Source organism: Kitasatospora sp. NPDC001225, from assembly GCF_053597855.1.
On sequence record NZ_JBSFJC010000253.1, the window covers coordinates 1 to 5652 of the forward strand.

Sequence of the window (5652 nt, forward strand, 5' to 3'; positions counted from 1 at the left end):
AGCAAGCCCCGAGGGGCCTGACGTGCGCGATACTGGGATTGAACCAGTGACCCCTACCGTGTCAAGGTAGTGCTCTCCCGCTGAGCTAATCGCGCCTGGTGCGGCGGTGTTGCAGCAGGCCCCGGAAGGCCCGTTACTGTGCGCGATACTGGGATTGAACCAGTGACCCCTACCGTGTCAAGGTAGTGCTCTCCCGCTGAGCTAATCGCGCCTGATGTGGCGGTCCTGCAGCAAGCCCCGAGGGGCCTGACGTGCGCGATACTGGGATTGAACCAGTGACCCCTACCGTGTCAAGGTAGTGCTCTCCCGCTGAGCTAATCGCGCGGGGAGGCCTCCCGGAAGAACCGGGAGGACCTCTTGGAGGTGGAGACGGGATTTGAACCCGTGTACACGGCTTTGCAGGCCGTTGCCTCGCCTCTCGGCCACTCCACCAGGCAACACATGAAGAACGATCTTACACTGTTCTCCATCGAGCGGACGACGAGATTCGAACTCGCGACCCTCACCTTGGCAAGGTGATGCTCTACCAACTGAGCCACGTCCGCCTGTCTCCCGGGGGGCTTCACCGCTTTTCTTCGGCTGCGCTCCCTGGCGACGTGTTGAACTCTAGCGGATTCCCGGGCCAGCTAAAAATCCGTTCCCGCAGCATGCGAGGGGATGACCGGCGAGTGCCGTCCCGTCAGCCCTCCCGGCCGACCACCGGCCACCACCTGCGCCGCTCCCGGACGATCATCCGCAGGCCACCCGGCGCACACCCGCACGACGCACGCGACTGCTCGTACGCGGGGGCGCGAGCCGGGCCGGGCCCACGCCCCCCGACCTACACTTCAGGCACCGCCCCCCAGCACCACCGCGCAGGAGAACCGTGTCCGGCCACCCCGCCCCCCGCACCCCGCTCGCCCGCTTCGGCGGCCGCCTCGCCACCGGACTGCGCGACGTCACCTCGGACCCGGCCGCCCTGGACTCCGCCGGCTACTGGGCCGTCGCCTACGACTTCGAGGGCCGCCTCACCTGCGCCCGCTTCGACGAGGTCCGCCCCGCCCCCGCCCCGCCCTCCGGCGCCGGCTGGCGCGGACCGGAGGCCGGCGGCTGGCACAGCTCCCTCGACCGCGCCGCCTACACCGCGGGCGTCCGCCGCATCCGCGAGCACATAGCCGCCGGCGAGGTCTACCAGGCCAACCTCTGCCGGGTGCTCTCCGCGCCACTGCCCGACCCGGACCGCAGCGACGTCGACGCCCTCACCGGCCTCCTCGCCCACGGCAACCCCGCCCCCTACGCCGGCACCATCCGCCTGCCCGACCACGGCGTCGAGATCGCCACCGCCTCGCCCGAGCTCTACCTGCGCCGCACCGGCCGCACCGTCTCCTCCGGCCCGATCAAGGGCACCGGCCGCACCGAGGACGACCTTCTCGACAAGGACCACGCCGAGAACGTGATGATCGTCGACCTGGTCCGCAACGACCTCGGCCGGGTCTGCGGGACCGGCACCGTCACCGTCCCCGACCTCTGCGCCGTCGAGAAGCACCCCGGCCTGGTCCACCTCGTCTCCACCGTCGAGGGCACCCTGCGCGAGGGCGCCGGCTGGCCCGAACTCCTCGCCGCCACCTTCCCGCCCGGCTCCGTCACCGGCGCCCCCAAGTCCAGCGCCCTGCGGATCATCGACGCCCTGGAGACCGCCCCCCGCGGCCCGTACTGCGGCGCCGTCGGCTGGGTCGACGCCGACCGCGGCGAGGCCGAACTCGCCGTCGGCATCCGCACCTTCTGGATCGACCGGACCGACCCCGCCGCACCCGTCCTGCGCTTCGGCACCGGCGCCGGCATCACCTGGGGCTCCGACCCCGAACGCGAATGGGCCGAAACCGAACTGAAGGCCGCCCGCCTGGTCGCGATAGCGTCGGGCGGCGAACCCGGTGGCGAGTCCGGCAGCGGATCCGACCCGACCGGGGCCTGAGCCCCCACCGCCTAGGAGCAGCACCCGATGCACAACCGCACCACGAGCTGGGTCAACGGGGCCCTCGTCGACTCCGCCGACGCGACCGTCTCGGTCCTCGACCACGGCCTCACCACCGGCGACGGCGTCTTCGAGACCCTGAAGACGGTCGACGGCCGGGCCTTCGCGGTCACCCGCCACCTCGACCGGCTCACCCGCTCCGCCCGCGGCCTCGGCCTGGCCGACCCCGACCACGACCTGGTCCGCGAGGCCTGCGCCCAGGTCCTCGCCGCCAACCCCGCACCGCTCGGCCGGCTGCGCATCACCTACACCGGCGGCAACGGCCCGCTCAGCTCCGAGCGCGGCACCACCGGCCCCACCCTGGTCGTCGCCCTCAGCGCGATCGGCCACCGCCCCGACGAGACCGCCGTCGCCGTCGTCCCCTGGCGCCGCAACGAGCACAGCGCCGTCGCCGGCCTCAAGACCACCTCGTACGCCGAGAACGTCGTCGCCCTGGCCGCCGCCCACCGCGCCGGCGCCTCCGAGGCCCTGTTCGCCAACACCGCCGGCCTGCTCTGCGAGGGCACCGGCTCCAACGTCTTCGTGGTCCTCGGCGGCCGCCTGCTCACCCCCGCCCTCGCCTCCGGCTGCCTGGCCGGCATCACCCGGCGGCTCGTCATCGACTGGTGCGGCGCCGAGGAGGCCGACCTCCCGCTCACCGCCCTCCAGGACGCCGAGGAGGTCTTCCTGACCTCCACCACCCGCGACGTCCAGGCCGTCACCCGGGTCGACGACCGCGAACTGCCCGGCATCGGCCCCGTCACCGCCAAGGCCATGGCCGTCTTCGCCGAGCGCAGCGGCGACGACCTCGACCCGTGATCCCCGGCCGGGGAGCAGGCCGACCGCGTGGATAACCTCCCCCGCAACGGGAAGGGACCACCACATGACCACCACGCTGCGCCCCGAGGGCCCGGAGACACCCACCGCGGCCGGCGGCCGCACCAGACGCTGGCTGATCCTCTCGAACGGCCGCCCGGTCGGCGCGGTGCGTACCACCGCCGACCCGCAGGGCGGTCAACTCTTCGGGAGAATATCCGAGTTGGAAGTCACCGAGGGCCGGGGCCGGGGCCGCGGCACGTTCGGCGGGCTGGCCGCCGAGGAGGTGCTGCGCACCTGGGGCTGCACCCGGGTCGACGTCGCCGTCCCGGAGTCGGCCGCGGCGGCCCGGGGGCTCGCCGCGACCCTCGGCTACACGGAGCGGGCCCTGGCCATGTCCAAGCCGCTGGTCGACGCCCCCGAGCTGCCCGTCGGGCTGAGCGCGCGCCCCTTCGACGACCCGGCCGAACTCCGGGCCTGGTACGAGGAGTCCGCGGACGACTACGTCCGCATGATGGTCGGTTCCGGCCTCACCGAGGAACAGGCCCGCGCCCGCATGGCCGCCGGGCCGCAGAGCCCGCCCCCGCCGGACCCGGAGGCCCCCGGCATGGTCGTGCGCCGCCTGTACGGCGCCGACGGCGGGGAGGGCCCGTACGGCCTGCTCTGGCTGCAGCCGCGCCTGCGCGACCAGCCGGACGGCGAACCGCTCGCCTGGGTGATGAAGGTCGAGGTGTCCCCGGCCCATCAGGGCCAGGGACACGGACGCACGCTGATGCTGCTCGCCGAACGCGAGTGCCTGGCCGCCGGGGTGCGGCACCTCGGCCTCAACGTCTTCGCCGGCAACGAGGTCGCCATCCGGCTCTACACCTCGCTCGGCTACCGGGTCACCGAGCGCGTCTACGGCAAGCAGCTGTGACCGGGCGTGCGGTCAGGAGGACTTCGCCGCCTCGAGGACGGCCACGATCCGCTCGCGCAGCCCGTCCTGGCTCTGCCCGCCGTCGAGGCGCTTCCCGCCGATCACGTACGTCGGCGTGCCCGTGACCCCGATCGCCTTGCCCTCGGCCTGGTCGGCGTCGACGGTCAGCATGTGCCGGCCGTCGACCAGCGCGGTGTCGACCTCCTCGACGTCGGCCCCGACCTCCCGGGCCACCTCCAGCAGCACCTGCTGCCCGCGCGCGTCCAGCTCCGCGGTGCGGGCCAGCAGGGCCTCCACGAAGGGCCAGCCCAGCCCCTGCGCGAACGCCTCCTCGGCCGCCTCCGCGGAGGCGTAGGCGTGCTTGTGCTTCTCCAGCGGGAAGTGCCGCACCTCCAGCGGCAGCGCGTCGCCGTACTGCGCGCGCAGCGCCCGTACGTCGTCCAGCGCGGTGTGGCAGTCCGGGCACTGGAGGTCGCACCAGAACTCGAGGCGGGGGAGGGAACCATCGATCATTCCCTCAGTGTTCCACTAGTGGGCGCCCGCTCCGGCCGGAGGTGCGCCCGAGGGCGGACCGAGAGGAAGGCACCGATGACCAGGACGACCGGACACGAAGGAGCGGTTTCGTGCTGAGCGCGGCGATCAGCTTCATCCTCACGGCGGGCGGAGTGGCCTTCGCGGGGCTGCGGGCCTACCGGCGGCGCTTCCTGTCGGCGACCCGCTGGTTCGCGGTGGCCCTGCTGCCCGCCGGGCTCTACCTCACCGGCCTGTTCCCGCTGGCGAGCACGATCGCCCGGGAGTTCGCCGACTGGGCGACCAGGCTGGTCTTCGACCCGCGGGTCTGGACCGGCATCGCCCTGCTCGGCGTCTCCGCGGTCCTGCTGGTCACCACCCGCTGGGTGGGCCGCCGGGGCGGTACGGCGGTGGAGAGCACCCCGGAGCGCCCGGCCGCGGCCGGCCCGGCGCCCGACCGGCCGGCGGTGGCGGCGCCGGCCCCCAAGGCCGCGAAGAAGCCGGCCGCGGGCAAGCGGGAGGACGGCCTCGGCGACTTCGCCGACATCGAGGAGATCCTCCGCAAGCGCGGGATCTGAGCGGGACGGGTGGATCCGGCGGACCGGGCGGACCCGGGCGGTCAGGCGGAGGGAACGGCCTCCGCCGACCGCTGCCGCGCCCGGTAGGCGGCGACGTGCAGCCGGTTGCCGCAGGTACGGCTGTCGCAGTAGCGCCGCGAGCGGTTCCGGGAGAGGTCCACGAAGACCCGCGCGCAGTCCGGCGCCTCGCAGCGGCGCAGCCGCTCCCGCTCGCCCGCCATGAGGATGAAGGCCAGCGCCATGCCCAGCTCGGCCGCCAGGTGGTCGCCGAGCGCGGCGTGCGGCGCGAAGTAGTGGATGTGCCAGTCGTGGCCGTCGTGGTTGGTCAGCCGGGGCGTCGTCCCGGCGGCCGCGACCATCGAGTTGACCAGCTCGGCGGCCTCCGCGGTGGACTCCGTCGCGAACACCTCGCGCAGCCGGGTGCGCAGCTCGTGCACCCGCCGCAGGTCGTCCTCGGTCAGCGAGTCGATCTCGCTGATCTCCTGGCGGACCACGAAGGCGTCCAGTGCGGCGACGTCCGGCAGTCGCTCGGCGCCGCACACCTCGGGCGCGGTGTTGAGCAGCTCCACGAGGAGGCTCAGCGCGCACTCGGTGTCATGGGTGATCAGCACGTTGGGGGCTCCTCGCGCAGGGGGACTCCGATACCCCGCGTCCGCGGTTACCCCAGACCATACCGGGCCTCGTACCGGTAGGGCGGTGCCTTCTTTCGAAGATGTGTGCGCAGTCCGGCAAGGCGTCCGAAACCGGACACCGCCACCATGATCACCAGCAGCCTCTGACAACCACCGGCGGCTGCCCCCCGAGCCCAGCCAGCACCTGACGGTCGTCGCGGGCGTCGACCC

General features: G+C 73.4%; 6 protein-coding genes and 5 tRNA genes. 4 read left to right on the top strand and 7 right to left on the bottom strand.

Features of this window, described 5'->3' with window-relative positions:
• Positions 1–23 precede the first annotated feature (23 nt).
• The 5 genes from ACWDCZ_RS38440 to ACWDCZ_RS38460 form a co-directional block, all read right to left on the bottom strand.
• Positions 24–95 (bottom strand) — tRNA-Val (locus ACWDCZ_RS38440).
• A gap of 44 nt (positions 96–139) precedes the next feature.
• A tRNA-Val gene (locus tag ACWDCZ_RS38445) sits at positions 140–211 on the bottom strand.
• 41 nt (positions 212–252) lie between these two features.
• Positions 253–324: transfer RNA gene (locus tag ACWDCZ_RS38450), tRNA-Val, on the bottom strand.
• 34 nt (positions 325–358) lie between these two features.
• A tRNA-Cys gene (locus tag ACWDCZ_RS38455) sits at positions 359–432 on the bottom strand.
• Positions 433–472: 40 nt separating this feature from the next.
• Positions 473–545 (bottom strand) — tRNA-Gly (locus ACWDCZ_RS38460).
• 320 nt (positions 546–865) lie between these two features.
• On the opposite strand from ACWDCZ_RS38460, the gene ACWDCZ_RS38465 reads away from it, so the two are divergent.
• The 3 genes from ACWDCZ_RS38465 to ACWDCZ_RS38475 all read left to right on the top strand — a co-directional run bounded on the left by ACWDCZ_RS38465 (position 866) and on the right by ACWDCZ_RS38475 (position 3722).
• Positions 866–1951, top strand: a complete 1086-nt coding sequence (locus tag ACWDCZ_RS38465) for a chorismate-binding protein (protein ID WP_049656197.1) — start codon at positions 866–868, stop codon at positions 1949–1951.
• A 27-nt stretch (positions 1952–1978) separates the two neighbouring features.
• Positions 1979–2809 carry an aminotransferase class IV gene (locus tag ACWDCZ_RS38470; protein ID WP_387966759.1) on the top strand — a complete coding sequence of 277 codons (831 nt, stop codon included), beginning with the start codon at positions 1979–1981 and terminating at the stop codon, positions 2807–2809.
• A 64-nt stretch (positions 2810–2873) separates the two neighbouring features.
• A complete protein-coding gene (locus ACWDCZ_RS38475) occupies positions 2874–3722 on the top strand; it encodes a GNAT family N-acetyltransferase (RefSeq protein WP_375876749.1) in 849 nt (282 codons plus the stop codon).
• 12 nt (positions 3723–3734) lie between these two features.
• On the opposite strand, the gene ACWDCZ_RS38480 is transcribed toward ACWDCZ_RS38475, so the two are convergent.
• A complete protein-coding gene (locus ACWDCZ_RS38480) occupies positions 3735–4235 on the bottom strand; it encodes a DsbA family protein (protein ID WP_449818371.1) in 501 nt (166 codons plus the stop codon).
• Positions 4236–4345: 110 nt separating this feature from the next.
• On the opposite strand from ACWDCZ_RS38480, the gene ACWDCZ_RS38485 reads away from it, so the two are divergent.
• Positions 4346–4810, top strand: a complete 465-nt coding sequence (locus ACWDCZ_RS38485) for a hypothetical protein (RefSeq protein ID WP_449818372.1) — start codon at positions 4346–4348, stop codon at positions 4808–4810.
• A 41-nt stretch (positions 4811–4851) separates the two neighbouring features.
• On the opposite strand, the gene ACWDCZ_RS38490 is transcribed toward ACWDCZ_RS38485, so the two are convergent.
• Complete coding sequence (locus ACWDCZ_RS38490) at positions 4852–5421, bottom strand: CGNR zinc finger domain-containing protein (RefSeq protein ID WP_049656188.1); 570 nt, start codon at positions 5419–5421, stop codon at positions 4852–4854.
• Between the last annotated feature and the right edge of the window lie 231 nt (positions 5422–5652).

Coding starts and splice junctions, on each gene's coding strand:
- ACWDCZ_RS38470 (WP_387966759.1), top strand. CDS start 1,979: ATGCACAACCGCACCACGAGCTGGGTCAACGGGGCCCTCGTCGACTCC.
- ACWDCZ_RS38475 (WP_375876749.1), top strand. CDS start 2,874: ATGACCACCACGCTGCGCCCCGAGGGCCCGGAGACACCCACCGCGGCC.
- ACWDCZ_RS38480 (WP_449818371.1), bottom strand. CDS start 4,235: ATGATCGATGGTTCCCTCCCCCGCCTCGAGTTCTGGTGCGACCTCCAG.